Source organism: Thermococcus indicus, assembly GCF_006274605.1.
Classification (GTDB): domain Archaea; phylum Methanobacteriota_B; class Thermococci; order Thermococcales; family Thermococcaceae; genus Thermococcus; species Thermococcus indicus.
Genome location: NZ_CP040846.1, coordinates 1450885 through 1475354 on the forward strand (window position 1 = coordinate 1450885; position 24470 = coordinate 1475354).

Annotated in this window: 26 protein-coding genes; 11 read left to right on the forward strand and 15 right to left on the reverse strand. The window is 56.7% G+C overall.

The features are described from left to right. Positions 1 to 9: 9 nt before the first annotated feature. From FH039_RS07995 to FH039_RS08005, 3 genes are all read right to left on the reverse strand, one after another. Positions 10 to 1269, reverse strand: coding sequence for a methyl-accepting chemotaxis protein (locus FH039_RS07995; protein WP_139680891.1), 1260 nt, complete (start codon positions 1267 to 1269; stop codon positions 10 to 12). Positions 1270 to 1409: 140 nt separating this feature from the next. Beyond that, entirely contained in the window at positions 1410 to 3140 is a 1731-nt protein-coding gene (locus FH039_RS08000; RefSeq protein ID WP_139680892.1) for a P-loop NTPase family protein, read from the reverse strand. A 77-nt stretch (positions 3141 to 3217) separates the two neighbouring features. Beyond that, positions 3218 to 3589: a DUF2095 family protein gene (locus FH039_RS08005; RefSeq protein ID WP_139680893.1), complete on the reverse strand. Its 372-nt coding sequence runs from the start codon at positions 3587 to 3589 to the stop codon at positions 3218 to 3220. Between the two features lie 62 nt (positions 3590 to 3651). Between FH039_RS08005 and FH039_RS08010 the strand changes: the two genes are divergently transcribed. From FH039_RS08010 to FH039_RS08020, 3 genes are read left to right on the forward strand one after another with little or no spacing between them, the layout of a single operon-like run. Next, the gene (locus FH039_RS08010; protein ID WP_139680894.1) at positions 3652 to 4089 is read left to right on the forward strand and encodes a GIY-YIG nuclease family protein; all 438 of its coding nucleotides are present in this window, start codon (positions 3652 to 3654) and stop codon (positions 4087 to 4089) included. A gap of 1 nt (position 4090) precedes the next feature. Then, positions 4091 to 4279, forward strand: coding sequence for an antitoxin family protein (locus FH039_RS08015; protein WP_139680895.1), 189 nt, complete (start codon positions 4091 to 4093; stop codon positions 4277 to 4279). A gap of 49 nt (positions 4280 to 4328) precedes the next feature. Continuing rightward, a complete protein-coding gene (locus tag FH039_RS08020) occupies positions 4329 to 5087 on the forward strand; it encodes a geranylgeranylglyceryl/heptaprenylglyceryl phosphate synthase (RefSeq protein ID WP_139680896.1) in 759 nt (252 codons plus the stop codon). Positions 5088 to 5090: 3 nt separating this feature from the next. Here the strand turns inward: FH039_RS08020 and FH039_RS08025 are convergent, their stop codons facing one another. The 3 genes from FH039_RS08025 to FH039_RS08035 all read right to left on the reverse strand — a co-directional run bounded on the left by FH039_RS08025 (position 5091) and on the right by FH039_RS08035 (position 6561). Further along, positions 5091 to 5330, reverse strand: coding sequence for a hypothetical protein (locus FH039_RS08025; protein WP_139681752.1), 240 nt, complete (start codon positions 5328 to 5330; stop codon positions 5091 to 5093). Positions 5331 to 5438: 108 nt separating this feature from the next. After that, on the reverse strand, positions 5439 to 6164 hold the full coding sequence (locus FH039_RS08030) for an endonuclease III domain-containing protein (protein ID WP_139680897.1): 726 nt from the start codon (positions 6162 to 6164) through the stop codon (positions 5439 to 5441). Then, entirely contained in the window at positions 6130 to 6561 is a 432-nt protein-coding gene (locus FH039_RS08035) for a DUF6849 domain-containing protein (protein WP_139680898.1), read from the reverse strand. The genes FH039_RS08030 and FH039_RS08035 overlap by 35 nt, the downstream gene beginning before the upstream one ends. Before the next feature lie 88 nt (positions 6562 to 6649). Here FH039_RS08035 and FH039_RS08040 point away from each other — a divergent pair, with 88 nt between their 5' ends. The 5 genes from FH039_RS08040 to FH039_RS08060 all read left to right on the forward strand — a co-directional run bounded on the left by FH039_RS08040 (position 6650) and on the right by FH039_RS08060 (position 10018). Further along, positions 6650 to 7114, forward strand: coding sequence for a PadR family transcriptional regulator (locus tag FH039_RS08040; protein ID WP_139681753.1), 465 nt, complete (start codon positions 6650 to 6652; stop codon positions 7112 to 7114). Beyond that, positions 7101 to 8078 carry an ATP-binding cassette domain-containing protein gene (locus FH039_RS08045; RefSeq protein WP_139680899.1) on the forward strand — a complete coding sequence of 326 codons (978 nt, stop codon included), beginning with the start codon at positions 7101 to 7103 and terminating at the stop codon, positions 8076 to 8078. The genes FH039_RS08040 and FH039_RS08045 overlap by 14 nt, the downstream gene beginning before the upstream one ends. A 4-nt stretch (positions 8079 to 8082) precedes the next feature. Then, positions 8083 to 8847: an ABC transporter permease gene (locus tag FH039_RS08050; protein WP_139680900.1), complete on the forward strand. Its 765-nt coding sequence runs from the start codon at positions 8083 to 8085 to the stop codon at positions 8845 to 8847. A 73-nt stretch (positions 8848 to 8920) separates the two neighbouring features. Further along, a complete protein-coding gene (locus tag FH039_RS08055; RefSeq protein ID WP_240703194.1) occupies positions 8921 to 9463 on the forward strand; it encodes a hypothetical protein in 543 nt (180 codons plus the stop codon). A 48-nt stretch (positions 9464 to 9511) separates the two neighbouring features. Then, complete coding sequence (locus FH039_RS08060; RefSeq protein ID WP_139681755.1) at positions 9512 to 10018, forward strand: hypothetical protein; 507 nt, start codon at positions 9512 to 9514, stop codon at positions 10016 to 10018. Here the strand turns inward: FH039_RS08060 and FH039_RS08065 are convergent. Beyond that, complete coding sequence (locus FH039_RS08065) at positions 10008 to 11243, reverse strand: phosphoglycerate kinase (protein ID WP_139680901.1); 1236 nt, start codon at positions 11241 to 11243, stop codon at positions 10008 to 10010. The genes FH039_RS08060 and FH039_RS08065 overlap by 11 nt on opposite strands. Positions 11244 to 11388: 145 nt before the next feature. Between FH039_RS08065 and FH039_RS08070 the strand changes: the two genes are divergently transcribed. Further along, positions 11389 to 13527, forward strand: coding sequence for a restriction endonuclease (locus FH039_RS08070; protein ID WP_139680902.1), 2139 nt, complete (start codon positions 11389 to 11391; stop codon positions 13525 to 13527). Here FH039_RS08070 and FH039_RS08075 read toward each other — a convergent pair whose 3' ends face one another. From FH039_RS08075 to FH039_RS08105, 8 genes are all read right to left on the reverse strand, one after another. After that, the gene (locus FH039_RS08075; RefSeq protein WP_139680903.1) at positions 13528 to 14151 is read right to left on the reverse strand and encodes a hypothetical protein; all 624 of its coding nucleotides are present in this window, start codon (positions 14149 to 14151) and stop codon (positions 13528 to 13530) included. A gap of 170 nt (positions 14152 to 14321) precedes the next feature. Continuing rightward, on the reverse strand, positions 14322 to 16331 hold the full coding sequence (locus tag FH039_RS08080; RefSeq protein WP_139680904.1) for a metallophosphoesterase: 2010 nt from the start codon (positions 16329 to 16331) through the stop codon (positions 14322 to 14324). 64 nt (positions 16332 to 16395) lie between these two features. Next, positions 16396 to 16650: a DUF447 family spectrin-like domain-containing protein gene (locus FH039_RS12535; RefSeq protein ID WP_338064597.1), complete on the reverse strand. Its 255-nt coding sequence runs from the start codon at positions 16648 to 16650 to the stop codon at positions 16396 to 16398. Next, entirely contained in the window at positions 16647 to 16991 is a 345-nt protein-coding gene (locus FH039_RS12540; protein ID WP_338064598.1) for a DUF447 domain-containing protein, read from the reverse strand. The genes FH039_RS12535 and FH039_RS12540 overlap by 4 nt, the downstream gene beginning before the upstream one ends. 31 nt (positions 16992 to 17022) lie before the next feature. Further along, the gene (locus FH039_RS08090) at positions 17023 to 18087 is read right to left on the reverse strand and encodes an ABC transporter ATP-binding protein (RefSeq protein WP_139680905.1); all 1065 of its coding nucleotides are present in this window, start codon (positions 18085 to 18087) and stop codon (positions 17023 to 17025) included. A gap of 10 nt (positions 18088 to 18097) precedes the next feature. Beyond that, entirely contained in the window at positions 18098 to 19936 is a 1839-nt protein-coding gene (locus FH039_RS08095) for an ABC transporter permease (protein WP_139680906.1), read from the reverse strand. A gap of 150 nt (positions 19937 to 20086) precedes the next feature. Further along, a complete protein-coding gene (locus FH039_RS08100; RefSeq protein ID WP_139680907.1) occupies positions 20087 to 21529 on the reverse strand; it encodes an ABC transporter substrate-binding protein in 1443 nt (480 codons plus the stop codon). Positions 21530 to 21616: 87 nt separating this feature from the next. Further along, positions 21617 to 22675 (reverse strand): CGP-CTERM sorting domain-containing protein, encoded by a 1059-nt coding sequence (locus FH039_RS08105; protein WP_139680908.1) that lies wholly within the window; start codon positions 22673 to 22675, stop codon positions 21617 to 21619. 162 nt (positions 22676 to 22837) lie between these two features. Here FH039_RS08105 and FH039_RS08110 point away from each other — a divergent pair, with 162 nt between their 5' ends. Then, complete coding sequence (locus FH039_RS08110) at positions 22838 to 23965, forward strand: tyrosine--tRNA ligase (protein WP_139681756.1); 1128 nt, start codon at positions 22838 to 22840, stop codon at positions 23963 to 23965. Between the two features lie 28 nt (positions 23966 to 23993). Further along, positions 23994 to 24467: an Lrp/AsnC family transcriptional regulator gene (locus FH039_RS08115; RefSeq protein ID WP_139680909.1), complete on the forward strand. Its 474-nt coding sequence runs from the start codon at positions 23994 to 23996 to the stop codon at positions 24465 to 24467. The last annotated feature ends 3 nt before the right edge of the window (positions 24468 to 24470 follow it).

The following is a 24470-nucleotide window of genomic DNA, read 5'->3' on the forward strand; positions in this document are numbered from 1 at the left end:
GATAAAAAATCAGACCTTGAACTTGTTGGCAACGTCCACAAGCTCCTCCACAACGCGGTCGAAGTCCGATATCGCGGCCCTGACCTCCTCGAGTGCGGACGTCTGCTCCTCCGCGGCGGCGCTGACCTGCTCTGCCGCTGCGGTGGTCTCCTCGGCGCTCGCGGCGAGGTTCTCAAGGAACCTCAGCCCCTCATCTATCTTCTCGCCCTCCTCAAGCACCTTGCTCTTGAGCTCGTTGGCCTTGACCTCCATCTCGGCCATAAGCTCGGCTATGTGGGTGAGGTACGAAACGCTCTCCTTGAGAACCTCCGTTGAGTTGGAAACGGTCTCCACGCTCTTTCCTGTGACCTCCACGCTCTCCTGTATCTTCTCCATGATCTGGCTCACTATGTTGCGTATGTCATCGGCGGCGTTCTTGCTCTCCTCCGCGAGGTTTCTAATCTCCTCGGCGACGACGGCGAAGCCCTTTCCAGCTTCTCCAGCACGGGCGGCTTCGATGGCGGCGTTCAGGGCGAGAAGGTTGGTCTGCTCGGCAATGCCGGTGATAACGTTGGTGATGTTGGCGATGTTCTTACCCATCTCGGCGACGCCCTTGACCGTCTCCTCGATCATGAGCATCATGCTCCTTATCTCCTCTATCTGGCCGACGGCCTCCTCGCCCTTCTGGCCACCCTCCCTGGCGAGTCCAACGACCTCGCTCATCGATCTCTCGAAGTCCTCCATGGTGCTTATCGTTTCCTTGCCTATCTCGTCGATGTAGCGCATGGTCTCTGTCATGTGGTTGATGTTCTCCTGCTCCCTCTGAGCTTCAATGCTGACCTGGTTGATGGCCTCGGCAACCTGCTGGATGGCCTCGCTAATCTGGTCAATGTTCTCCCGTATCAGACGGCTCCTCTCCTGAACCGTGGCGGTGGCGTCCTGGATTTCGATCACCATATCCCTGAGGTTCCTGCGCATCTTCTCGATCGCGTGGCGGATGTCCTCGAGATGCCCCGTAAGTTCGGTGTCCTGGACGGAGAGGTCGCCTTCAGCAATCCTGTCAAGTATGCGGACGATAGCGTCGATCTGTGCCTCTATCTCCCGCTTGTATTTCATAACATCGGGAGGTATTTCCTTCTCCTTCGTGACACTGCTCGTGATCGCAAATGCCACCAGTACCCCCACGGCACCTCCAACCAGTCCGGCCAGGGGGCCGAAGACTGCGGAAGGCACCAGCGTGAAGATAAATGCCACAACCGGGGACAGTATCACTGCGGTTTTCTTGTCCATGGACACCCCTCCGGGGAAAATAAGTCGCGGGGCTACTTAAATGTTTCTAATGTGTAGGAGTAATAACCTGACTTTCTACAGGTTTAGTAACCACCTACACAGGGACCTACACACTGCCGTCTCCAGGGAGCACGATGCGGTTAGGAACGTCCAAACGCCCTCAGAACCCTCTCGAAAATTTCCCGTTCCTTCCCGCGCTTTCTCCTCGCGAGGCTCTCGACTATCAGCTCCGGGGTGCTCCTGCCGAGCTTTCCAAAGGCCGGCTGCCTGTCAACGATGAGGTTGAGTTTTTCGTCAAGGCCCCTGGCCTCTATCCCGTCGATCCTGGCGAAGGGGAGTTCCTTCCTTAGGTCCTCCCCGAGGTGGGACACTATAACGACGTAAAAGCCCTTCTCATGGGCTATCCTGAGAAGCTCTCCGATTATCCTGACCGCCGCACCGGGTTCGGTTATGGCCTCGAACTCGTCTATGAGGATGAGCTTTCTGCCTTCCCCGCGAAGGGCCCTCACGAAGGAGCGCAGGGCCGTCTCAAAAGCACCGGCGCCGTAGGTACTCCTCTTCCTTCTGAAGAAGAACAGCTCATCGAGGGGCTCGACCCAGGCCTTCTCCGCCGGAACCGGAAGTCCCATATGGGTGAGAACCGTTATCTGGGTTATGAGTTCCAAAAGGCTGGTCTTTCCGCCGCTGTTAGCGCCGGTCAGTATGACCACCCTCTCATTGTGGATAACATCAGAATCCGGGACGCCGAAGTTTTCGGGTTTTTCTCCCACGACGTAGCTCACAGGTTGAGGGTTCTCGATGAAAAGGTGTCTCCCATTGATAAACGCGATTCCGCCTTTCCAAAGCTCCGGGAAGGAGAGGCCCTCGGTGAATTCCTTGATGGCCTGAAGGAAATCGAGTTCATTGACCCTCGACAGCTCATCTCGCAGGGCTGGAAGCAGGGGACGCACGCTCTCAAGGATTTCCCTGCTCTTGAGGTACAGCTCAACCTTAAGCTCTCTTTCCAGTTCCTCACGGAGCATCTCGATGCTTTCCGGGGGAACCGCCACGGGGTACAGCTCTTCCCGGGAGAAGAGCTCAACGGTAACACCGAGCTTCTCGCTCAGCTCGTCCTCGGCCTCGTTGATCAGGTCGAGGATTTCCCCCTCAACCCCGCCGAAGTGCCTGAATATCGCCTCGTAGTTCCCGGCTTTAAGCTCGCCGAGGAAGTCCAGCAGCTCCTTCCCGCTCAGAGTCAGGCTGAACTTTTCCAGTTTCTCGGATATCCTCTCGTTCAGCTCGCGCTCTTTCGCGGCTACCAGCTCCTCAAGACCGTCGAGGAGGTTCCGCTTTTCCATAACCTCCCCAAGCCCGTCCAGCTTTCGGAGGATTTCCGAGGCAACACTGCCTTCGCCGGTTAGCTCGCCGATTCTGGCGAGGGCATTAAGCGTTTCCCGGTTCTCCCAGAGGGGCATTATGTACAGCTCCGGCGCTATCTGGGAGGGGAGGAGTTCAACGTCGATGCCGTAGCCGACCGTGCTGAGAACCAGGGAATATCCCTCAGAGTCCTCCAGGCTCGTCGAGACCTCGCAGAGACCCAGGTTCAGTGCCCTCTCGAGCTCGCCCTCATCAACTATCAGAATCCTGTCGTGGAGGTAGTCCCGGCGGAACTTGATTGGCTTGACCCTGGCGATCTGCTCCCTCAGCTCGGAGCGGATTTTGGGTAGGTTTTCCCTGAGATAGTCCTGTCTGCGGAGGATTTCCCCGCGGTCGGAAGTGGGTTCAAACCTGTCCAGCATGGAGGAACTCCCAGGGAGGACTAACCTCCTCCTTATCTCCTCCCGGATTGAGCGGTAGACCGCTTTAGCCTCGGGGTTCAGCTTGAGCGCCATCGCTTAGGGAATGTTTTAGGGGGCTAAAAAAGTTACCTCTTTCCTTTGGCAGAACATGGTTTTCAGCGCTACTTAGGTTATTGTCTTTTCCTGTGCCTCTCGTACCAGCCCCACTCCTTCTTGGAGCCAAAGGCCCTGACCCCCTTCTCAACCAGGGTTATCCTGAGCTCCTTGGCCATCTCGTGGGTTATCTCACCGCGCTCCTCCATCCAGTTTATTATCTCAAGCGCCTCGTCATCAGTACTGCATCTCCTGAGGAAATCTATGACAGTGGGGTTGTAGCCGGAGAAGTCCATCTCCTCCCCCTCGTCGGTGCGGTAGGCCTCTATCGGAACGCCCTCCCCCTCGAGCTCCCTCGCAAGGGCCGGGAAGGTCCGTTCAAACTCCTCCCTCTCGTACTCCTGCCAGGCGAAGTCGTCCGCGGGTTTCTTCTTTTTCTTTTCGTCCATTCTTCACACCAGACTCGGTTTGGGGCCAGGGGTTTATAAATGATGAGTAGAATCCTCCCACCATGAGAGGATCATACCTCCTCGTCATTCTGCTGGAGAACGATAAAACCATCAAAACCAAGGGGCGGGAGTTCCATCTAAGGAAGGGCCACTACGTGTACGTCGGCTCGGCGATGAACTCCCTTGAAAAACGCGTTGCCCGACATTTCAGTGAGAACAAGAGGCTCCACTGGCATATAGACTTTCTCCTGAAGGAGGCAGAGCTCCTGAGGGCGTACCTTATTCCAAGCGAGGAGCGGCTGGAGGAAAAGCTCTCGCTGGAGGTGGCAAAGTACGGGGAGCCCGTTGAGGGGTTCGGCGCGGGGGACGTCATGGTCAGCACCAACCTCTACCGCTTCGAGGGAGAACCTGACGAAACCTTGACGGAAATCCTGCGGAGCCTCAGCTTAAACTGGAAAATTGTTAAAAGCGGGGCCGACGTAAAAGACATACGGTGGTAGTATGGGGACGATTATCGAGGCGGTCTATGACGGCGAGACGTTCAGACCTCTCAGGCGAGTGAACATACCGAAGGGAACAAAGGTCAGAATTATCGTTGGTGAGACTATCTGGGACCTGCTTGATGAGATTAAAGGGATTCCCGTCGATGTCAGCGTGGAGGAAGTGCTGGATAGCCTGTCTCATGATTGACAAGACCACCGAAGAGCTGGAGATTAGAAGCTTTATGGAGGTGTGAACGATGCTGGAAATTGGAAAGGTCGAGCGCTACATTCACGAGAAGCTTGAAAGGGAGAAGCTCCACTTCGTTCTCCTCGATCCAGATGATGTTACGCCCGAAGAAGCCGCCAGGATAGCGGAGATGAGCGAAGAAGTTGGCGTTGACGCCATAATGATAGGGGGCTCGACGGGGGCGGAGGGGGATGTCCTCGACGGTGTTGTGAGGGCGATAAAGGAGTCCTCCAGCCTGCCAACGATACTGTTCCCCGGCTCCCACGGAGGAATAAGCAAATACGCGGATTCGATATTCTTCATGAGCCTGCTCAACTCGACCAACCCGTTCTTCATAACCGGTGCTCAGGCCTTAGGAGCCTTCCAGGTCAAGCGCTACGGCATAGAACCGATACCAATGGCATACCTCATAATAGAACCGGGAGAAACCGTCGGCTGGGTCGGCGATGCCAAGCCGATTCCCAGGCACAAGCCCAAGATAGCGGCGGCTTACGCTTTAGCCGGCCAGTACCTCGGCATGAGGCTCGTCTACCTCGAGGCCGGAAGCGGGGCGAGCCAGCCCGTTCCCCCCGAGATGATAGCGCTCGTGAAGCGCGTCATAGACGTTCCACTCATCGTCGGCGGCGGCATAAGGACGGCCGCGCAGGCGAGGGCGGCAGTGGAGGCCGGTGCCGACATAATCGTCACCGGGACCGCGATAGAAAAGGCTGGCTCCCTGGAGAAGGCCAGGGAAAAGCTGGTGGAGCTGAACAGGGGAATAAAGGGATGAGGCTCAGACCTCGGAGAGAACCCTGAGGGTTATCTTTCCGTTCCTGACTATCTTTTTGAGGTCGGAGAGAAGCTTTGGAGCGTTGTCCTCGACCACTTCCATCTTAATTTCGCTTATGCCCTCCGCATCGGGCGGGAAGAAGTGAATGTCGCGAATCCTGCCCCTAACCTTGCCATACAAACGGCTCAGAATCTTTCCCCTTCCTTCGTAGGGCAATTTTATGTCGAGTTCGACAATTTGCATGCATATCACCGCTTTATTTTATGAAAGAAGGCCTATATAACCCTTTTCATGAACGGGAATTATCGGGCAAGTATGAAAATAGTCTCGGGGGTTATAAATATGGGAGCGTCATCGGCGCCCCTTTAAGTCCTCATCCGTTACCATCCCCTTCGCGTAGGGACAGAGCTCCCTGAGCGGGCAGTTCTCGCACTTCGGTCTTATAGGATTGCATATCCTCTTTCCGTGGTTCACCATCGCGTGGTTCACGTATATCCACTTCTCGCGGGGAATCAGCTCCGCGAGGTACTCCTCGACCTTCTCTGGCTGAACCCTGGGCGGAGCCAGGCCGAGGCGCTTGCTTATCCTGTTCACGTGCGTATCAACCGGAATCGCCTGCCTCCCAAAGCCATAAGCGAGAACTATGTTGGCGCACTTCCTCCCGATTCCGGGAAGCCTCATGAGTTCCCCGATGTCATCCGGGACCCTTCCGCCGTACTTTTCGAGTATTATCCGCGAAGCCTTCACTATCCACTCGCCCTTGGTCTTCCAGAGGCCGACACCGTTCTTTCTCAAAAACTCCTGCATCTCCCCGATCGGAGTGCTGGCTATCACCTGGATGTCCCTGTATTTCTCAAACAGTCTCTCCCAGACCTTGTAGGTTACCTCGTCCCTCATGCGCTGTGAGATTATGCAGTGCACCAGCGTCCTGTACGGGTCGCCTATAAGGAGCTTCTCCCTCGGGTAAGTTTCCATCAGAATCTCGACGATTCTCTCCGCACGCTTCCTCTTCTCCTCCCAGCTTTCATCGAATGTGAACTTTTCAAGGCTTAACGAGCCTGATTTTGCTTTCGCCATGGATTATCACCACCGAGTTTTTGGAGACCCTAACTCCTTTCAGGTCATCAAACTCATCGCTATAAATCTTTTGCCCATCCTGGTTTAGAATTAGAACCTTCCTTTCGAGCACAATGACGAAGCCACCCTCGAAGGATATTACCTCCCTAACTGGCTCGTCGAACTCAAAATCAACCACCTCAATCTCGCCCCGCGGGAACTCTATCCTCGTGCTTCTGCCTACCTTCAGCGGCGAGGGCTCCGCCAGGACGACCTTGAAGCGGAGGGACTTTCCGAGGAGCTCGACTTCGATTTCCTCACCCGTCCTGAGTTCCTTCCCCATAAGCTTGCCCCTTATGACCTCGCTGAAATCCGCCGGCAGTTCGGCCTCGAAGAGGGGCTTTAGAACAACCCTCATGGTATCACTCCCATTCCGCATGGATGATAAGCGTTTCGAAGGGAAGGTTTATAAGGATGACATATCGAACGATATATCGGTGAAGCAAATGGAGCGCCCCAACTTTCGCGGCCACATGAAGGTACTTATCCTCGACCTCCTCAGGAAGCCGATGCACGGCTACGGCATAATGGCGGAGCTGGAAGGGAGATACGGCATGAAGCTGAGCGCGGGGACTGTCTATCCTATCCTCGCGTCCCTGCGGAGAAGCGGCCTGATTGAGGTGGCCAGCAAGGGTGAGAGGGAGAAAAAGACCTACGTGATCACCGAGAAGGGGCTGGACTACCTCGCGGAGCACGCCGATGAGCTCGCCGAGGCAAAGCGCAGGATGCGCGCTTACAAGGCGTTCCTTGAGCTGGGGGGCGACGAACTTAGGACTGCCTTCAGGGAGCTCTTTGACTCGGTGGATGAGCTGACGGACGAGCAGAGGGAGAGGATCAGGGAGCTCTTCACCGGCTGTGCGAGGGAGCTGAGGCTGATTCTTCTTGGAGGTGAAAGGTATGAACGCGATTGAGGTTGAGAATCTGGTGAAGAAGTACGGCGACTTTAAGGCCGTCAGGGGAATCTCCTTCGAGGTTAAAAAGGGTGAGATATTCGCTTTCCTGGGTCCCAACGGGGCGGGAAAGACGACGACCGTTCACGTGCTCACAACACTCCTCAAGCCGACCTCCGGCAGGGCGGTGGTTGCGGGCCACGACGTTGCCAGGGAACCTATAGAAGTTAGGAGGAAGATAGGGATAGTTTTTCAGGACCCGAGCGTTGACAGGGAGCTTACCGCCTATGAGAACATGCTCATCCACGGCAGGATATACGGCGTTGAGAACCTGAAGGAGAAGATAGAGCGCCTTTTGAAGTTCGTCGAGCTCTGGGAGTTCAAGGACAGGCCCGTTAAGTTCTTCTCCGGCGGAATGCAGAGGAGGCTTGAGATAGCGCGCTCCCTTCTTCACGAACCCGAGATACTCTTCCTCGACGAGCCGACGATAGGCCTCGACCCCCAAACCAGGGCACACATCTGGGACTACATAAGGGCCATGAAGGAGGAGCACAACATGACGATATTCCTCACGACGCACTACATGGACGAGGCGGAGCAGCTCGCCGATAGGATAGCGATAATGGACCATGGAGAGATAATCGCCGAGGGAACGGCCGAGGAGCTCAAGAAACTCGTGGGCAGCGACATAATCTACCTGAAGCTCCAGGCAAGGGAGGAACTCAAGTGCCTCAAGGCTGACTTCATAAGGGGCTGTAAGGTTCTTCCCGACGGGAGGGTGAGGCTCGACGTTGAAAACGCCGCGGAGGCGCTTCCAAGGCTCTTCGAGCTGGCTAAGGAATCGGGCATCAAAATCCTGGAGGTCACCTATCACCGGCCGACGCTCAACGACGTCTTCCTGCATCTGACGGGCAGGGAAATCAGGGAGGAAGGCGGTGAGGGGAACGTGGCAAAGATGATAATGAAGGCGAGGATGAGGAGGTGATGGCATGCAGGTCTTCTTCACGATGATATACCGCGAGCTGAAGCGCTTCTCCCGCTCAAGGGCGAGGGTCATCGGAAGCCTCATCAACCCGCTCATCTGGCTCATATTCTTCGGAAAGGGCTGGAGCGGTGTCTTCAACAACCCCGCCGCGGCGCCAATCTTCGGCGGCGTCGACTACATGACCTACCTCGTGCCGGGTATAATAGCCATGACGGTCTTCAACATGAGCTTCATGCAGGGTATAACGCTCATCTGGGACAAGCAGTTCGGCTTCCTGAAGGAGATTCTCGTCGCCCCATCCAGCAGAACGGAGGCGATACTCGGCAGAATCACAGGTGGTGCCCTGATGGCCATGATACAGGGCGTGGTAATCCTGGCCCTCAGCTTTTTCCTGGCCGACCTCAAGGTGAGCGGAATCCTTCCGGCGCTAGGCCTCAGCTTCCTGGTGGGCCTCGCCATAGCCGGAATGGGCGTTGCAATAGCCCTCAAGATGAGCAGTATGGAGGGCTTCCAGATGATCGTCATGATGATAATGCTTCCCATGACGTTCCTCAGCGGAGCCTTCTACCCGATAAAGACGATGCCCGATTGGATGCAGTGGCTGGCCAAGGTGAACCCGCTCACCTACGCGGTCGATGGTTCCAGGTATTACCTAGCCGGAGTCGAGCCGACCTTTGGAATCGTCACCGACTGGCTGGTGCTCATCGGCCTGGCGGCGCTGTTCGCCGGAATCGCGGCGCTGGGCTTCAGGAAGGCCACGATAGACTGAGAGGCACACCCCTTATTTCTCTTTTCAATCGAAATCTTTTTAATCTTTCAGGTTCTAAAAACCTCGATGCGGAATGGGTGATGAAATCCTCGTTGCAATCTTGCTGGGGGTTGGCGTTCCTTTCTTCGGAGTCTATCCAACCTACCTCTTCAGAAAGGGGCGGCTCTCAATGGAGTCCCTGGTAGTCTACCTGGCCTTCACGACATGGGTCGTTATGCTGGCCTTCGGGGCAATCTTCAACAGCGGGCTCCTCATAATCGGCTCCTTCGCTGTTATGCTGCTCACGGCCGGCCTCGCGATTGCGTTCCGAAGGGAGATGCTGAGGGACGCCTACTCGGTGGAGGTTTCCCCGGATGAACCCCTCAGGCTCCGCTGGCTGGTAACGCTCAACTCGTCGTTCTGGGTGTGGCTCGCGTACCGTCGCGGGGCAACGTTGGCGGCGGCCCTCGACGTTCTCACAACCTATCTGGCCGTTCTGGGGACTATAGCCCTGCTGAATCACTTTCTCGGCGGTAACTTCCCCCTGAAATCCTTCGCGGTGCTCTACGCGGTTATAATGGTTTTTCAGTTCAGGGGTGCCTACAGGAGGCTCTACGAGAAAACTGGGATTGATTGAACGCGATAGCCTTAAATTCCGAAGCGCATAGGAAAGACAGTGAGTTCGATGGTGGAAGGGGCCGAAGCGAGGAAAGAAGTCTCCAGATGGGAGGAACTGGAGGAGCTTGAGGAGGCCCTCAGCATAGCCGACCATGTCCACGGCGTCTTCGTGATGGCCCTCATAGTCTCCACCATAATCTCGGGGGTTATATGGATTTACGAAAGGGCCGTTCACTCGAAAGCGATTCCTATTCCCCTCGAGATACAGGCGATGGTGGTTTTCCTCGTGGCCTTCGCCGCGACCTTCTACATAACCAACGCGGGAAAGATGAGGCGCGGCTACGCCATCACAGGGGCCCTTCTGCTGTTTCTGGCCCTCTGGGGGGTTAAGACCCTTCTCGGCAGGGTCGAATCGGAGGAGAGGATACTGATAGTCTCATCCCTCGTCCTTGGAATCATAGGCCACGTCCTCTACTCGAACAGAAAACTTATGGAAAGGGCGGAGTGGCTCCTGATGTTGCTTCTTGGGGGCACTGTAGCCGCGGTGCTCCTCGTCTGGCTGTTCACCCTTTAAGCAGATCCTTGAAGCGTTCGTAGCTCTCTTTGAATGCCTCCAGGACGGGAAGCTTTTCACCGGCGAAGAAGCTGAGCATTGCTCCTCCGCCCGTTGAAACGTGGCTTATGCCCGTTATGTTGTGCTGGTATATGCTCGCTATGGAGTGGCCTCCCCCGACTATGCTGAAGGCCGGACTCCCCCCTATCGCCCTGAAGACGCCGACGGTACCTACCGCGAACTCCTCGCGCTCAAAGACGCCCATCGGCCCGTTGGCGACTATTATCTTTGCCCCCATGAGCACCTCGCGGTACTTCTCAACGGTCCTTGAGCCTATGTCGAGTATGGGATACTCGTCGAACAGCCATTTCTCCTCGCTCAGCAGGTCAACTTCCACCCGCTCCCCCTTATAATCGACGGCAAAATCAACGGGGGTTCTCACGTAGGGGTAGAACTCGTTGAGTATCTCCTCGGCCCAGTCCACCAGTTCGAGAAGGCCCTTCCTCTCCATGAACTCGAGGTTGGCATCGCCGAGGTGGAAGCCCTTGGCGAGGGTGAACACGTGACCGACCAGTCCTCCGGTGAGTATGACCTCGGCCCTGCCGTTCCTCAGCACGTTTTCAGCAACGCGCAGGGAGTCGTCAACCTTCGCGCCGCCGAGCACGTAGACCCTCGGCTTCTCCCCGGTCTCGTAGGCCCTTGTGAGTGCCTGGATTTCCTTCTCCATAAGGAAACCCATTATCATCGGCTTTAGCCTCGCGAACCCGACCAGGGAGGGCTGGGAGCGGTGGGTCGCCGCGAAGGCATCGTTCACGACGTAATCGATCAGGGGCGCGAGTTTTCTCACGAAAAACGTCTTCTCGCAATCTTCAATCGGCTTGTATTTGACCTCCTCCGCGGCAAATCGGAGGTTCTCAAGGACGATGGCCTCGCCGGGCTTTAAGGCTTGTATCTTCTCGCGAGCATATTTTCCAAAGACGTCCTCAACGTATTCCACTTCCTGGCCGAGTAACCCGCTCAGTATCTCGGCATGCTGCTCTGTGGTGATGTAGTCCCCCTTGTAGGGCTTACTCTGGTGCGTTCCTATGACCAGTTTGGCCCCGTGCTCCAGGAGGTATATTATCGTCGGGAGGACCGCCCGAAACCTGGCGTCGCTGATTATCTTCCCGTCAGTGACCGGCGAATTTAGGTCTGCCCTCAGAAAGACGGTTTTTCCGTGATAGTCAAAGTCGGTGAGCCTGAACATTCCATCACCGCGTGGGTGTTAAATCGGCGGGGTTAAAAACTTATTTTGAACACCTGCGGTGATAACAGTGCCTCCGGGGAAAGAGATTTATAAAATAAAGACGAAAGAACGGTGATAATGGACTTCACTTTCATGGGTGAGACTGATGCCGTGGACCCAGGATTTAATAAGACTGGCACCCAGGGAAACGCTTGTTGGAGAGGTAATCGAGCTGCTGAAGAGAATGGGCTTCAGGGACTACGAGAGGGTGGCGGGCAGGAAGGAGTGGGGAATAGACGTCGTGGCAATAAGGGACGACCCCATAGCGGGGATCGAGAAGGTTGTTCTGGCGGTTCATCCCAAGGGACTGGCCTCTTCGAGGGACGTCAACGTCTTCGCTGACCTGGTGAACAAGTACAAGGCGGATAAGGGAATACTGATATCCCCCGCAGGATTCACGAAGGACGCCAAGGTTCTGATATCCAGGGAACACAGAGGGAGGGTGGTTCCATGGGACGGCGAGAAGCTCGCCTCCCTGTTCAACAACTACCGGATGGAACCGCCCGCGGATCTTGTGGAGCGGCTTAAGGCTGAGGCGGAGGAGGGAGAAGAAAAAGGCCCCCTGGAGGAGTTCGAGCTCGATGCCCCGCTTCTCCAGGACTTCTCACCCGAGGCCGTGCTGGGGAAGGTGGCCTCGTTCGCGGCCTCCAAATACCCCGTGAAGCCGGAGGAGGTGAAGCTTGAATCCATCGCGGTCTCCCTGTCCAGTGCGTACATATTCTCCTGGTCCGTCGAGGGGGATGGCGAGAAGGACAGGGCGGCGGTGTTTTCAGAGGACCGTATAGTCCTCAGGGCAACGCAGGACAAGAACCTGAGCGTTCCCATAACCAGGGCCCTCCTTAATGACCGCTCCATCGTACGTGCCACGGAGCGGGAGGTGGAGGTCCCCCTGAGCCCAAGCGAGGCGGTCTTCGTCCTTAAAGCCGTCGCCGCAAAGGAGCTCGGCGTTCCCGAAGGCAGGGTAACCATCCACGAGAGGAAGAAGGTCTACGTTCCCAAAGAGGCCAGACTCGAGGTTCGGGTGGGTGAAAACCTGGCCGGGGCCAGGGTCGATCTGGAGCGCGGAGAGGTAACCTTTGAGATGAACCCCCTGCCGGATGACTACTTCGTTGAGAGGGTCCGAGACATCGTTCGGAAGCAGACGGGGGAGGAAATCGGCGAGTACGAGCTAAAGAGGACAAACGGAAAGGTCAAGATATCGGGAAAGACGGGGCGCTTCTCGTTTGAGGCCCAGTTCAACGGCTACACCGGCAGGCTCCTCGGGATGGAGATTCTCATGAGCGACGATGCCCTCAGCGAACTCCTGAGAAACGCCTATCCTCAGGGCAGGGTCATCAACCTCGAGAAGGGCAAGAAGGCCGCGGTGGCGGACATACTACTGGATGGGGGTGTGGTCGTTGTCAGCGTCGATCTCACCGACGGCAGCTACGAGGAGGCCAGGAGGCTCCCATCACCCGAGGACGCCTTCGAAAACGCCAGGACTGTCATAGAGGACAACTTTCCGCTGAGAGACCTGGTCATGGAATCATACCGTGTGCTGGAGCACAAATACCTGGAGCTGGTTCTTGAGAGCGCCGATGGAAAGGCCATCGTGAAGGTGGACGGCTCGACGGGGGACGTCCTCGACTACCTCGTCGAGGTGACGGCGGAGAGGGCGAAGGAGATAGTCTCCGAGAAGTATCCGGACTTCGAGATAAAGTCCGTCGAGGCCACCGAAACCGAATACACCGTTACCGCCGAGAACGACCGCCACATGGTAACCGTCAGGGTCAGCAGGGACGGCAAGCTAATCGAGGAGGCGGACCGTGTTCTGAGAAGGGACCTCGCCGAGAGGATGGCCGCCGAGGCCGCAAAGGAGATAGATGAGGAGGCTGCGATAAGGTCCGTAACGCTCAACGAGAACTGGGAGGTCGAATTCGCCGGAAGAACGAAGGTTGGAAGGTTCGTCCTTCACAGAACCACGGGGGAGGTTCTGAAGAGCGACGTCCGCTTCACAGAGATGGCGATAAAGGAATCATACCTAACGCATGTGATGGAGAAATACGGGGAAGAACGGCCAGCGGTGGAGCGCCTCGTCCTCTACGAGGAGAGGGGCTACGTCCACATCAAGGTGGCGGGGAAGGAGACCCTTTACTACGCGAGAATAGACACAAGAACCGGGAAGATAATAAGTGAAGACAGGGCGCCGACAAAGGGAATAACGGCAAAGCTGAAGCAGCTTCAGCTGGACAGCAGATACAAGTGATCAGGCCATCAGCATGCTTTCTATCATCCTTATGGCTTCCATTATCTTCCTCTCGGGCTTTTCTTCGTTCTTTGGTATTTCGAGGTTTATAACGAGCCGCTCCTCCTTGTCGTCCTCGAAGTCGTATATCTCCAGCTCCTCCACCTCGACGTCCTCGAAGATGCTCTCCAGCTCCGGGCTGATGATCTTCTTGTCGTTGCCGTAGACCTCGACCCTGACAACGTCGTCCGTCGTTGAGGCGACGACCACTATCTCGTAGGCGCCGACCTTCTTGACGAAGCGCAGCGCACTCCCGTAGCCTTCAATCTCCTCCCTGAAGCCGAGCTGGCGCATGGTGCTCCTTATTGCCTCCGTCTTGCTCTTTATCCTGTTGAGAATCCTCTCACGGAGTTTGTAGCTCTCGAGGAGGGCCTTCTTTATTCCCTCTCCGGCTTCCTCGACGGTACCCTCCCATATGCCGGTAACCCGTATGCCGGATGATGTGGGCTTGAGCTCGATCTTGATGGAATCAACGTCAAAGTCTCGCAGGTCGTCTATTTTAAGCTCGCTGAGCGTGAGAATGTCGAACTCCATCCTCACGATGTTCCCGAAGGCTTTGCCTTTGAACTTCACCTTCATCACCATGGGGGGCTTATGGGGACTCTTTAAAAACTCTTCCCCTGGTGAAGAAACTCGCTGACGGCTTTATCTGACCTTGGCCACCGCCATGGAAGTGCTCTGGAAACGAAAAGGATCCGGTACCCTCAGTTTGGGGCTGGGACTTTTGGAAGAGAAAATTGAAAAGCGGGGGATGGTCACTTCCTCTTCCTGAGGAGAACCGGGAGGAGTGCGAGGCCCACGATGAGGGCCGGGCCGCAGGTGCTTCCACCGCTCTCAGTGGTCGTCTGGCTCGGGCTGCTGGTGCTAGTGCTTCCGCCGACGGTGTAGGTGGTCTCGCAGGTGTTGCCGTAGAAGTCGGTCGCGATGACCTTGATGGTGAACTCGTTTGCATCAACGCCCGGGATCTCGGTGTAGTAGGTGGCCTCGACCTCTGCCGGCTTCATCGAGAACGCCGGGTACTCTGCCAGAACCTTACCGTCGCTGATTATCTGCACCCTCATGTCCCTGATTCCGACGTTGTCGCCCGCGATTATGTAAACCTTGAAGTTCTGCCCGGGTTTTGGCTTGCTGGGGGAGAGGTAGCCGATTTTGACCTCGGGTGCCTGGGTGTCGGCTTCCTTGACGATGGTTATCTGGCTGACGCCGGTCGGGACGGTGACGTTGAGGAGCATGTAGTAGGTTCCGCCGATTTCTCTCTCGCCGAGGACGGTGTAGGTTATGTTGGTGTGCTCCGGATCAACCTTGGCTCCCGCAGGTATCTCGAGGACGAAGGGCCCGCTGACGGTGTTGTCAAGCTCGTTCACGAACTTGACGGCGGTTCCGTCTTCACCGTTCTGCCTGTAAACGATGAACTTCTGCGGTATCGGGAGGGAGCTTATGCCCTCGTGGAGGACGTCCCCCGCGAGCGGGAACTTCACGGTGCCGTTTTCATAGACGTAGATGACCTGCGAGCCGTACCAGCTCGGAGTGGTGTAGCCCCTCTTCTTATCGGTCTCGCTCGGCGGGTTGCTGGTCTTGTCGGGTGCGCCGGTGGTGGTGACGGTGTAGAACCAGTGCTCGTTGCCCTCCTTGTCGATGTAGAGAACCGGCTTGTCCTTGTGGATGTGTCCAGCAAGGACGAGCCTGACGTTGTACTTCTCGACGAGCTGGAGGAAGGTTCTGGCTATCTCATCGTACTCGCCGCTCTTGCCCTCCCAGTCCCAGCTTATGAATTTGGTCAGGGCGTTCCAGTCGCCGTCGTCAAAGGCCGTGTAGCCCTTTATGGTTCCGCCCCACTTGCCGTCGGGGGTGCTGTACCAGAACGGGTGGTGAACGAGGACTATGACCGTCTTGTTGGGGTGGCTCTCAAGCACGTTCTCCATCCACTGGAGCTGCTCGAGTTCGGGGTGCCTCTCCTCGCCGCGGCTGTCCAGGCCTATTATGAGGAAGTCGCCTATGACCTCGTAGAAGTACCTGGGGCCAACGTACTTGTTGTAGTAGGTCGGCGGATGGTCGTGGTTGCCCTTTATGCTTATGAAGGGCATGCCGGCGGCGGTGCCGTGGATTATGCCCGTGTCGAACATCTTGTAGCCCTCGCTGTCGCCGTTGGTATCGACGTCGTCACCGGTGCTTATTATGATGTTAACAACGTTCTCACCGCCCGCTCCCGTCATTGCGTAGTACGTCATGAAGCTGTCGTGGGCGGTGTAGCTGTGCATCGCGTAGGGGTGCTCGCAGTACTTGAGTATCTCGGGGATGCTCTTCTGGAAGTAGTCACCGCAGACGAATCCCGTCTTGGAGCCGCTGGTGACGTGGAGGTCGCTGCCGTGGGCTATCCTGAGAACCGTTGGAGTCTTTTTCATGACCCACACGCCGTTGGGTATCGTGACCTCGCCCTTGTCGCTCTTGACGACGAGGAAGTAGACGTCCGGAACCGCGTCCTCCGGTATCTTGGCCTTGATGACGCCGTTCTCGGTGCCCACTATCTGGAGGTCGTAGGGCCCGTGAAGTATGGAGACTATCTGAAGGGAATCGATAGCAACTCCCTCAACGGGGTGTATTTCAACTATGTCTCCGGGCTTCCCTATCGCTGGAACTCCCGGGAGCGGCTGAACCAGGATCTCCCCCGGTGTCACACTGCTTGAAGCGGCCCAGACCGTGCTCACTGGGACTGCCACTATGGTAAGCAGCGCCACCAAAAGGGCCATAAGCCTGCCTGCCTTCATAGTATCACCAAGAAAAGCTGAAATAAATCGGTTATAAGCTTTCCCTTGTCTGAGGGACGCTCCTTTACCCACTTCCGTCCAGTGCCGCCATCATAGTCTCGGCCAGCTTCGAGCTTCCCCCGAACCGTCTGTAGGAGGAATAGTTCTCGACTATCCTTCCGCGCAGCTTCCTGGCGGCCTCCATCTTCCCGTTCCTCAGGGCCACCTCCAGCCGGGTGAAGTCCACGGCCATCTCGAGGAGGTGCCAGTCCGCCCTGCTGAGGGGCCTTGGGGGCAGGACTCCAGCGATGACTCCCGCGGGTTCCAGCGAACACCTCAAAACGGATGTTTTCCCCAGATTGTCCTCATAGACTTCCTCGGTGAACGTGACCCGTCCGTAAACCCCGGGGAGTCCCCGTATCCACCTGTGCGCCCCCTGTCCTCAAACTCAAGCTCCATCTGCAGGTTGAGGGCGAGCTTTACAATAAGCTCGACATCGTTGGTGACCTGCAGAGAGGCATACGGGTGCTCCCTCAGCTCTCCAGCGCTCTTTCCACCGAAGAGCTTGAAGAACAGCCTGTTCCCTCTTTTTACAACACCCACCGGGGCGGCATTTGATCTCGTGACGAGCAGAACCTCGTAGACCTGCCCCTCGTTGAGGAATTCCAGAAATCCACGCATGCGACCACCTAAATGAAATGGGAAAAGGGGTTTAAAGCTGCTGCTTTGGAAGGACGATTATGTCGTCCCTCTCGACGTAGAACGTCACCTGCTGGAGCGGCCTGAGTCCTGCTATTTCCCTGTCGCTGATGGTTCTGGCGATGATCCTGGTGTCTCCGAAGAGGCCAACGACCTCGATGAAGAAGCCGTAGTACTCGATGAGGTCAACGGTCCCGGTGAATGAGACCGCGTTCTCGACCGGCTTAAGCTTTATCCTCTCAGGCCTGATGACTATGACGACGTCGTCGCTCTTCTCGGTGTAGTAAAGACCGTCGAGCCTTATGCCCTCGAACTCGACGGAAACGCGGTCGCCGTTCCTCTCGACAACCTTGGCCGGGATGACGTTGGTCTTGCCCATGAAGCTGGCGACGAACTCCGTCCTCGGGGTCTCGTATATCTCCTTCGGCGTTCCGACCTGCTCGACGGTTCCGACGTTCATGACGGCAATCCTATCGCTTATTGCCATTGCCTCCTCCTGGTCATGGGTGACGTAGATGACGGTAATGCCGAGCTCGCGCTGGATTCTCCTTATCTCGGAGCGCATCTCAAGCCTGAGCTTGGCGTCGAGGTTGCTTAGCGGCTCGTCGAGGAGGAGAACCTTGGGCTCGACGACTAAAGCTCTAGCTATCGCGACACGCTGCTGCTGGCCGCCGGAAAGCTGGGTCGGGTAGCGGTCCGCGAAGCCCTCAAGCTTGACGAGTTCGAGGGCCCACTCGACCTTCTTCTTTATCTCGTCCTTTGGAAGCTTCTTGAGCTTGAGTCCGTAGGCTACGTTGTCGAAAACCGTCATGTGTGGCCACAGGGCGTAGTTCTGGAAGACGAGCACCGCACCGCGCTTGCTGGACGGGAGGTAGGTGACCTCCTCGTCGCCGAAGTGTATTGTGCCGCTGTCCGGGAAGTCCAGACCCGCTATTATTCTCAGCGTCGTGGACTTTCCACACCCGCTCGGCCCGAGCAGGGTGAAGAGCTCTCCGGCCTTTATATGAAGGTCTATCCCCTTGAGGGCAACCGTTTCTCCGAAGGTTTTGACGATGTTCTCAAGCTTGACGTCAACCATCTCAACCACCTCATGTGAGACCTATGAATGAGTACCTCTGCTTGGTTATCACGTTTGCCAGGACTATGGCCACGATCTGTACCGTCATGAGGAAGACACCGAGCGCAGCGGCGAGGTTGGCGCTTCCAACGGCGCTCGTCATGAGCTCGACCATCCTGGCGGTTATCGGGTAGTACTCTGGGTTGATGGAACCGAGGGTGATGCCGACGCGGGTCTCGCTCATACAGTAGACGAAGCTCAGCATGGCTCCTCCGAGGAGGTTAAGGAGTATCAGCGGTATGAGGATTCCGGTCAGTGCCTTCCACCTTCCTGCGCCGAGGTTGAGCGCCGCCTCCTCGAGGGACACGTGAACCTGCTGGATTCCGGCCGAGATGGAGCGCGCTGCGAAGGGCAGACGCCTGATTGAGTACGCCAGCACGAGAACCATCGCAGGGTTGAAACCGAGCAGGTTCGTGGGGTCGAGGGGCGTGTCCGGGAACACCTTGGCAAAGAAGAAGAAGTAGCTCATTGCGATGACGATACCTGGAACGGCTATCGGGATCGTGGAGAGGCTGTCGAGAACCGGCCCGAGCTTGCTCTTCTTGAACCTGCTGGAGGCGTAGGAGGCGGTGAGGGAGAGCAGGAGTATGACAACTATGGCCGCGGTGGAGTACATTATGCTGTTTATGATGACCCTCTCGATGTCCGGCTGGGTGATGATGCTCTGTATGTGGGCGGTGGTGAAGCCCTGGGGCCAGGTTCCGGCCCAGCTCTCGCTGAAGGCCAGGAGAACAACACCGACCTGCGGGAATATCGAGATGAGGAGCATCGGAAGGACGACGAGGTATATGAGCGCCGCCTGCCAGCCCTTGGGCTTGGCAACCCTCGGCTTCCACCTGCCGCCCTTGCTGAGCATCGCGTACTGCCTCATGCTGACGTACTTCCTGATTCCAAGGAACATCAGGATAGCTATTGTGAGCATTATGAGCGCGAGGGCAGCGAGCTGCGGGCTTCCAACGTTGAAACCGCTCGTGAAGGCGCTGTAAATCTGGAAGGACATGAGCTTCCTGGCGAGCGGGTTGCCCTGGAAGACTATCGGCGCCGCGAGGTCCTCGAGGCTGAAGATTCCGACGAGGGTTGCTCCCGCCGCGATTCCCGGGAGGGCAAGGGGGAACGTTACCGTCCTGAAGAGGTGGAAGCCCCTGCTTCCAAGGTTCTCCGCCTGCTCCTCAAGGGTGGGGTCGATGTTTATGAAGCTCGCGTAGGCGTTGAGGTAGACTATGGGGTAGTAGGTCATGGTCTGGGCGACTATGACGCCCACGAGGCCGTCAATGACTACCCTGTGCGGGAAGATGTGGAGCATGTCGTAGAATATCCAGTTTATAAGTCCGTTGGGCAGGAACATCTTCTTGACGATGAAGACATTCACGAACGGCGTAACGAGGAGCGGGACGAAGAGGAGTATCCTCACGATGTTCTTGCCCGGGAAGTCGTAGCGCGCCATGACGAAGGCGAAGATGGTTCCCAGTATGGTGGTGAGGATCATGACGCTTATGGAGACTATTATGGAGTTGAGGATAACTCCAAAATCAACGCCCTGAATGTAGTATATCTGCTCCCCGTTGGGCATCGTGACAAGCTTGGCGAAGTCTCCGGTGGGCCAGCTTACGTAGTACTCCGAGGTCAGTATGCTGGTGAACCAGTGGAAGGAGAAGTGTCCGTTGTACTCGAAGGCCACCGCCAGCATCGCCAGCACTGGGATTATAAGGAACGCCACGAGGTACAGGAGAGGGAACAGGAACGAGAAAGTCACGACAGGATCGAACAGTGGGGTTCCAAAGAGTCTCTCGCTCCACTTGCTTACCTTCATCGAGCATCGACCTCCGTTCTGCTTCTGACCATACCCGCCACTCTGAGTTGGTCGAGGTGGAGTCTATTTAAAGATTTCCAAAAATTTGTTGATTTGCCGGTATTGAAAAAGTGTCAAAAAAGAATGGAAATTCGCAGGGGGATATCAAACTCAACCCAGCATGCTCTTGAGGTCGTCGAGTACCTTCTGGTACTTGTCCATGGCGCCCTGGCGCCACTCCTGGACGAGCTGGTCCTGGAAGTTCCTGTCCTTGACGATCCTGTCGTTTATCTTCTTGGCGTACTCCTCGGTGAAGGTAACGGTCTGGCCGGTCTCGGGGTCCTTGAACTCTATCGGGGCGGTGAGCTCGTCCTTGAGCTGCTCGAACTGCCCCTTGGTTATCTTGCCGTCCCTGTAGGCCTGGACTATTGCCACCCACGCGTCGTGGAGCTCCTGGTTCGGGTCAACGAGGGTGGCTTTGAAGTAGTACTGGAGGGCGCTGATGGTCTCGAGGGCGCGCTTGTCGTCAAAGGGTATTCCCTCGGCGTTTATGGCGTCCTGGTAAGCCTTCTCGAGGGCAGGCCTGGCCTCACCGTAGGTCTTACCCTCGTTCTCGCCCTTGAAGATGACGTCAGCGTAGGGCTTGGTGATGGTCATGTCGAATATCTGCGGGTTGATCGGGAGCCTGTTCACGTCGGGGCTCATCCAGACGGCCTGGCCCTCGGTGAGAACCCAGTAGATGAAGGCCTGCGCCGCCTCGGGGTGCTGAGCGTTCTTGAGGAGCGCTATCGGGTCGCCGTTTATGATGCTCTCTCCCTTAGGGACTATGTACTGGCAGTCGGGGTTCTGCTGCATGGCGGTGTAGCCGTAGAAGTCGATGGTGTTTCCGGCCGCTATCTCACCGTTTATGACCGCGTCCCTGACGGCATCGCTCTGCATGTAGACCTTGGAGTTGGCGGTGATTAGGGTCATGATGCGCCAGCCCTCCTCCCAGCCGAAGGCCTGGAGGATAATCTGGTATATCCTGGTGTTGGAGGTGCTCCTGGTCGGGTCGGCTATGCCGTACTGGGGCGGATTGAGGGCCCAGTCCTCGCTCGCTATGTCCTCCCACTTCTGCGGAACCGGGAGGTTCCACTTCTCAAGCTGCTTCTTGTTCACGGTGAATCCGAACGACGAAAGGGCCGCGGCGATCCAGTAAACCTTATCGCCGTCCTTCCTTATCATCGGCATTCCTGCCAGCTCGGTCGGAATTGGGTTCCCGATGAGGCCGAGAACCTTCTCGTCGGTTATGGGAGCGAGGTAGCCTGCCTTGTAGAGGTCGTCGAAGAGTGTAGGTCCGCCACCCCAGCCAACGTCGGCTCCTTTCTCGATATAGCTCGGCCAGAGGCTCTCCGGAACCTTGATGAACTTGATGTCCTCGATGTTGTACTGTTTGGCGACATCGCTCTGGAGGAAGGTCTGCTTGACCATGTACTGTATGGTCGCGTCGTGCCTCGTGACGATGACAAGGGTTATTCCGGAGGTTTCACCGCCGTTTCCTCCGCTTATGCAGCCGCTGGCCACGACGCTGAGGGCAAGAAGCAGGATAAAGCCGATTGCCACGGGCTTCTTCATGGTTTATCACCTGGTTATGTCAATCGTGGGTGGTTCGAGAAACTCAATAAAAAATTAATGGTTCAACGGGCAAAAAAATGGAGGAGATCACTTCCTCCTCCTGTAGAGGGCAAGAGGTATGAGGGCAAGGCCTATCAGAGCCGCCGGACCGCAGGTGCTTCCGCCCTCGCCGGTCTCACTAGTCTCGGTCTGACCGAGGTTCTGCTGGACGCTGACGGCCCAGTGAATGAAGTTGGTGACGAACTGCGGGCCGTCGAGGTCAACGCCGTGGTAGGTCGGGCTCCACATCGGCTCGTAGCCGCCGTAGGGGGTCTCACCGCTGACAACGAGGACGTTCTTCTTGTCCTCGAAGAGCTGGACGGCCATGAGCGGGAACTCGCCAACGTCACCGGCGGTGTAAGCCTGGGCCGCCGGGTCGGTGTTCTCAACGATCTGACCGTCGGCGCTGGTGGTGACTATGATGTATATCCCATCGGCTATTCCGCCGTGGAGGCTCTGCCAGTTGCCGTTCTCATCGACGTAAGCAACGACACCCGGTCCGTGGAAGAGGACCTTGCCGCCGTTCTTGAAGTCCTTGGTGAGCATGTCCTTGTCGGGGGTTCCACTGTCCGGGTTGACGAGACCGACGACACGGTAGCCGGCTCCAGCGTTGCTGGTGGCGTCCTCGGCGGAGCACTGGTCGAGCCTGAGGTTGGCACCGATGGCGTCGAGAATGGTGTCCACGAAGTCGATCCTCTGCGGGCCGTCACCGTAGTCGGAGTCGCCAGCAACCCAGAGGATCCTGTTTCCGTCGTTCCACCACTGGACGATGGCCTGAACCTCGTCCGGGCTGAAGGCCTGGGTCGGCTGGCCGAGGATGAGGAAGTCCACGTCCTTGATGGCGTCGTAGGTTATCTTCTCGCCGAGCTGCTTGATTCCAAGCTCATCGGCCTTCTCGGCCGGCCCAATGTATGCCCAGCTGACGTCGCTGATGGTCTTTATCATTCCCTCAGCGAGAACGTTGCCGTCCTTGTCGGTCAGAACTGCCAGACCCTTGTCGCTCTCGCCGTGGGCGAGGTCAACACCGACGGTCGTAGCACTGGCCATGGCAAATCCAAAAACACCAAAGAAAACAAACACCGCAAGTATTATTGCAGCCTTCCTCATGGTATCACCGGGTTATCTAAGGCTCAGGAAGTTATAAATCTTATGAAGTGGGAAGTTTTTCGATTCGGTTAAACTTTTAAGCCATCCCCGAAGCCGTCGGCTGTACTTTCCCTGCAGTAAAACCCTTAAAGGCTTGTGCCGTTCAGGCTTCAGGTGGTGAGTATGGACATCGAAAAGAGGATGGAACTTATCGGGAGAAAGCCAACGGAGGAGCTCCTGACCGCGGAGAACCTCAGACACCTGCTCGAAGTCGGCGTTCCAATGCAGCACTACATCGGATTTGAGATAAGCGGTTACATTCACCTCGGAACCGGACTCATGGCGGGAGCAAAGATAGCCGACCTCCAGAAGGCTGGAATCAAGACGAGGATTTTCTTAGCGGACTGGCACAGCTGGATAAACGACAAGCTCGGTGGAGACCTCGAGGTCATCCAGAAGGTCGCGCTTAGCTACTTCAAGGAGGGCATGAAGCAGAGCATAAAGGTCATGGGCGGCGACCCGGACAAGGTCGAGTTCGTTCTCGCGAGCGAGATACTGGAGAAGGGTGACTACTGGCAGACGGTCATAGACATCTCCAAGAACGTCACCCTCGCGAGAATGATGCGCTCCATAACAATCATGGGCCGCCAGATGGGTGAGGCCATAGACTTTGCCAAGCTCATCTACCCCGCCATGCAGGTGGCGGACATCTACTACCAGGGCGTCACCATAGCCCACGCGGGGATGGATCAGAGGAAGGCCCACGTTATAGCAATCGAAGTGGCCCAGAAGCTCAAGTACCACGCCCTCGAGTGGAAGGGCGAGAAGCTCAAGCCGGTCGCTCTGCACCACCACTTGCTCCTCGGCCTCCAGGAACCGCCGGTCTGGCCGATTGAGAGCGAGGAGCAGTTCAAAGAGCTGAAGACCCAGATGAAGATGAGCAAGAGCAAGCCCTACTCGGCGGTCTTCATCCACGACACGCCGGAGGAGATAAAGCAGAAGCTGAGAAAGGCATTCTGCCCGGCCAGGGAGGTCAAATACAACCCCGTCCTCGACTGGGCGGAGTACATAATCTTCCGTGAGGAGCCGACGGAGTTCACAATACACAGGCCCGCCAAGTTCGGCGGCGACGTCACCTACACGACCATCGAGGAGCTTAAGCGGGACTTCGCCGAGGGCAAGCTTCACCCGCTCGACCTCAAGAACGCAGTCGCTGAATACCTCATCGAGCTCCTCAAGCCGGTCAGGGACTACTTCGAGAGGAATCCCGAGCCGCTTGAGCTGATGCGGGAGATAAAGATCACCCGCTGATTTTCCTTCCTTTTAGCTGGTGAAACCGATGCCGGGAATAGACGAGAAGGACAGGGAGATACTCAGAATCCTCCGGAAGGAGGGCAGGATAACCCTAACCGAGCTCGGGAAGAGGGTTGGCCTATCCCCGGCAAGCGTGAAGAACAGGGTCGAAAAGCTGGAGAAGCTCGGGGCCATCAAGGGCTACTCCGCCATCGTTGACCCGGCTTTCCTCGATGAATACGTCCAAGCGTTCTTTGAGCTCAAGCTTGCCATAGACGACCACACGGTCGACCAGATTCTGATGAGGATTGCCCGCATGGATGAGGTTCAGAGCCTCTACCGGCGCAGCGGCGAGAGGCAGATACTCGTGAGGGCGAGCTTCCACGACACGGATGAAGTCAAGGCCTTTGCCGGAAGACTCAAACGATTCTTCGGCAAAAACCTCGAACGGGTGGAGGTTACGCTCATAATAGACACCTTCAAGGAGAACTGGGTGTCCCGTGAGACGGGAAAACGCTGATCG

Excerpts from the sequence above, each read along its gene's own strand:
- FH039_RS07995 (WP_139680891.1), bottom strand. The coding sequence starts at position 1,269 with ATGGACAAGAAAACCGCAGTGATACTGTCCCCGGTTGTGGCATTTATC.
- FH039_RS08000 (WP_139680892.1), bottom strand. The coding sequence starts at position 3,140 with ATGGCGCTCAAGCTGAACCCCGAGGCTAAAGCGGTCTACCGCTCAATC.
- FH039_RS08005 (WP_139680893.1), bottom strand. The coding sequence starts at position 3,589 with ATGGACGAAAAGAAAAAGAAGAAACCCGCGGACGACTTCGCCTGGCAG.
- FH039_RS08010 (WP_139680894.1), top strand. The coding sequence starts at position 3,652 with ATGAGAGGATCATACCTCCTCGTCATTCTGCTGGAGAACGATAAAACC.
- FH039_RS08015 (WP_139680895.1), top strand. The coding sequence starts at position 4,091 with ATGGGGACGATTATCGAGGCGGTCTATGACGGCGAGACGTTCAGACCT.
- FH039_RS08020 (WP_139680896.1), top strand. The coding sequence starts at position 4,329 with ATGCTGGAAATTGGAAAGGTCGAGCGCTACATTCACGAGAAGCTTGAA.
- FH039_RS08025 (WP_139681752.1), bottom strand. The coding sequence starts at position 5,330 with ATGCAAATTGTCGAACTCGACATAAAATTGCCCTACGAAGGAAGGGGA.
- FH039_RS08030 (WP_139680897.1), bottom strand. The coding sequence starts at position 6,164 with ATGGCGAAAGCAAAATCAGGCTCGTTAAGCCTTGAAAAGTTCACATTC.
- FH039_RS08035 (WP_139680898.1), bottom strand. The coding sequence starts at position 6,561 with ATGAGGGTTGTTCTAAAGCCCCTCTTCGAGGCCGAACTGCCGGCGGAT.
- FH039_RS08040 (WP_139681753.1), top strand. The coding sequence starts at position 6,650 with ATGGAGCGCCCCAACTTTCGCGGCCACATGAAGGTACTTATCCTCGAC.
- FH039_RS08045 (WP_139680899.1), top strand. The coding sequence starts at position 7,101 with ATGAACGCGATTGAGGTTGAGAATCTGGTGAAGAAGTACGGCGACTTT.
- FH039_RS08050 (WP_139680900.1), top strand. The coding sequence starts at position 8,083 with ATGCAGGTCTTCTTCACGATGATATACCGCGAGCTGAAGCGCTTCTCC.
- FH039_RS08055 (WP_240703194.1), top strand. The coding sequence starts at position 8,921 with ATGGGTGATGAAATCCTCGTTGCAATCTTGCTGGGGGTTGGCGTTCCT.
- FH039_RS08060 (WP_139681755.1), top strand. The coding sequence starts at position 9,512 with ATGGTGGAAGGGGCCGAAGCGAGGAAAGAAGTCTCCAGATGGGAGGAA.
- FH039_RS08065 (WP_139680901.1), bottom strand. The coding sequence starts at position 11,243 with ATGTTCAGGCTCACCGACTTTGACTATCACGGAAAAACCGTCTTTCTG.
- FH039_RS08070 (WP_139680902.1), top strand. The coding sequence starts at position 11,389 with ATGCCGTGGACCCAGGATTTAATAAGACTGGCACCCAGGGAAACGCTT.
- FH039_RS08075 (WP_139680903.1), bottom strand. The coding sequence starts at position 14,151 with ATGGTGATGAAGGTGAAGTTCAAAGGCAAAGCCTTCGGGAACATCGTG.
- FH039_RS08080 (WP_139680904.1), bottom strand. The coding sequence starts at position 16,331 with ATGAAGGCAGGCAGGCTTATGGCCCTTTTGGTGGCGCTGCTTACCATA.
- FH039_RS12540 (WP_338064598.1), bottom strand. The coding sequence starts at position 16,991 with ATGCGTGGATTTCTGGAATTCCTCAACGAGGGGCAGGTCTACGAGGTT.
- FH039_RS08090 (WP_139680905.1), bottom strand. The coding sequence starts at position 18,087 with ATGGTTGACGTCAAGCTTGAGAACATCGTCAAAACCTTCGGAGAAACG.
- FH039_RS08095 (WP_139680906.1), bottom strand. The coding sequence starts at position 19,936 with ATGAAGGTAAGCAAGTGGAGCGAGAGACTCTTTGGAACCCCACTGTTC.
- FH039_RS08100 (WP_139680907.1), bottom strand. The coding sequence starts at position 21,529 with ATGAAGAAGCCCGTGGCAATCGGCTTTATCCTGCTTCTTGCCCTCAGC.
- FH039_RS08105 (WP_139680908.1), bottom strand. The coding sequence starts at position 22,675 with ATGAGGAAGGCTGCAATAATACTTGCGGTGTTTGTTTTCTTTGGTGTT.
- FH039_RS08110 (WP_139681756.1), top strand. The coding sequence starts at position 22,838 with ATGGACATCGAAAAGAGGATGGAACTTATCGGGAGAAAGCCAACGGAG.
- FH039_RS08115 (WP_139680909.1), top strand. The coding sequence starts at position 23,994 with ATGCCGGGAATAGACGAGAAGGACAGGGAGATACTCAGAATCCTCCGG.